3 protein-coding genes are annotated in these 2,413 nt (G+C 70.4%); all 3 read right to left on the reverse strand.

Going from position 1 to position 2,413, the window contains the following annotated elements:
* A partial coding sequence (gene purT / locus AC2W7C_RS16810; RefSeq protein WP_486002404.1) for a formate-dependent phosphoribosylglycinamide formyltransferase occupies window positions 1-1,182 on the reverse strand: 1,182 nt, incomplete at its 3' end.
* A 1-nt stretch (window position 1,183) separates the two neighbouring features.
* Entirely contained in the window at window positions 1,184-1,576 is a 393-nt protein-coding gene (locus AC2W7C_RS16815; RefSeq protein WP_486002405.1) for a VOC family protein, read from the reverse strand.
* Window positions 1,573-2,406 carry an alpha/beta hydrolase gene (locus AC2W7C_RS16820; protein ID WP_486002406.1) on the reverse strand — a complete coding sequence of 278 codons (834 nt, stop codon included), beginning with the start codon at window positions 2,404-2,406 and terminating at the stop codon, window positions 1,573-1,575. Before AC2W7C_RS16820 ends, AC2W7C_RS16815 begins: the two co-directional genes overlap by 4 nt.
* Between the last annotated feature and the right edge of the window lie 7 nt (window positions 2,407-2,413).

The following is a 2,413-nucleotide window of genomic DNA, read 5'->3' on the forward strand; positions in this document are numbered from 1 at the left end:
CCTGACCTTCGCGGCCGCTTCGCGGGCGCGCTCCCTCGCCTGGTCGGTCGTCTCGCCCCGCGCCAGCGCCACGCCCATGCGCCGCCGCTCGTAGCTCTCGGGCTTGCCGAACAGCCGCAGGTCCGCGGTCGGAACCGTCAGGGCCTCGGCCACGCCCTCGAAGGCGATCCCCTGGGCGTCCATGCCGCCGTAGATGACCGCGCTAGCGCCGACTTCGCGCTGGCTGACGTCCGTCGGCAGGCCCAGGATGGCTCGGGCGTGCAGGGCGAACTCGCTCATCGTCTGGGTCGCCAGGGTCACCAGTCCGGTGTCATGGGGCCGGGGGCTTACCTCCGAGAACCAGACCTGGTCGCCCTTCACGAACAGCTCCACTCCGAACACGCCCAGCCCGCCGAGCGCCCCGGTGACCTTGCCAGCGATCTCTTGCGCCGCGGTCAGCGCCGCCGGCGTCATCGCCTGCGGCTGCCAGCTCTCGACATAGTCGCCCTTCACCTGGCGATGGCCGATCGGCGCGCAGAAGTCGGTGCGGATCGAGCCGTCGGCCGCCCTTGACCGCACGGTCAGCAGGGTGATCTCGAAATCGAAGTCGATGCGGCCCTCCACGATCACGGTGGCGGTCTCGACCCGGCCGCCGGACTGAGCGTAGGCCCAGGCGTCGGCGGCGTCCTCGATCGCCTCGACCATCGACTGGCCCTTGCCCGACGACGACATCACCGGCTTGACGAAGACCGGCAGGCCGATGCGATGCGCCGCCTCGGCCAGTTCGGCGGCCGAGGTCGCGAAGGCGTAGGGGCTGGTCGGCAGGCCCAGCTCTTCGGCGGCCAGCCGGCGGATTCCCTCGCGGTTCATGGTCAGCTGGGTCGCGCGCGCGGTCGGGATGACGGTCGCCAGTCCGGCGGCCTCGACCTGGGCCAAGACTTCGGTGGCGATGGCCTCGATCTCGGGCACGATGATGTGCGGGGCCTCGGCCATGATGACGCCGTTCAGCACCTGCGGGTCCGTCATCGGGATCACGTGGCTGCGATGCGCCACCTGCATGGCCGGAGCGTTGGGATAGCGATCGACGGCGATGACCTCGACGCCCAGCCGTTGCAGCTCGATCGCGACTTCCTTGCCCAGCTCGCCGGCGCCCAGCAGCATCACCCGGACGGTGGTGTCGGAAAGCGGGGTGCCCAGTCTCATCTCAGTCTCCGGTGCGGGACGGCTCAAGCAGGTCCCAGGCGTTGCCGTACAGATCCTCGAACACGGCGACCACGCCGTAGGGTTCGTGGCGCGGCGCTTCGCGGAATCTGACGCCGGCCGCGGTGAAGGCTGCATGGTCGCGGGCGAAATCGTCGGTCTCCAGGAACAGCCAGACCCGGCCTCCGGCCTGGTCGCCGATCCGCGCGGCCTGGGCCTCGGTCGTCGCCTTGGCCAGGACCAGGGCGGTTTCGCCGCCCTTGGGCGTCACCGTGACCCAGCGCTTGCGGCCCTGGTCGATGTCGGCGGTCAGGACGAAGCCGAGCTTGCCGACGTAGAAGTCGATCGCTTCGTCATAGTCCCGCACCACCAGGCTGACGGCGCCCAGGCGGCTCACGGCGTAGGCGCCGCATAGAGCCGGCGGAAGGCGTCGAGCGCTGCGCCGTGATAGATGGTGGCGTGGCTCTCGGTCGGCCGCGGCTCGTAGGTCCAGGTCAGGTTGGGCATGGCGTAGTCGCGCAGGTTGGCGACCAGAACGTCCATGGCCGCCTGCATCTCGCCCCCCTCGTCCGCGATCGTCAGGATCAGGGTGCGCGGATCGTTGGAGTGATCGCGCAGATGGGCGCCGGACTGCCGCGCCAGCCGCCCGCCGTCCCACCACAGGCTGGGGCTGACGGCGACGTAGGCGTCGAACATCTGCGGCTCTTTCAGGAGGGTCTCGACGACGAACAGGCCAGCCAGGGATTCCCCCATCAGCGCTGTCTCGCCGCTGGTGCGGAACCGCCCCTCCACGAAGGGCTGGAGCTCCTCGCCGATGAACCGCCGGAAGCGTTCGGATTGGCCCTGGGTCGGATAACGGGCGATCAGCTCCGCATCCTCGGTCGGCAGGGCCAGTTCGTTGCGCCGGTCGACACTGGCGATCCCCACCACGATCACGTCCCGCGTCGCGCCGGTGATCGTGCCCAGCTGGGCCAGGCCCGAGATGTGGTGGAAGTCCTGATACGCCACGCCGCCGTCCAACAGGTACAGCACGGGATAGCGCGCCTCGCCCTCTGCATAGCCGGGCGGCAGCCAGACGTTGATCTCGCGCGTCCCGCCGTAGACGGCGGAGGGCAGGGCGTAGGACGTCCCGATCACGATGGGCGTCTCGGCCGGTGCAGCCGCGGGCGACGCCGTTTGAGCCGCGGCCGGCGAACCCGCGAACGGCGGGACGGCCAGGGCCGACAGGGCGAGC

The organism is Brevundimonas sp. CURTG3B2_SDJG, from assembly GCF_057364705.1.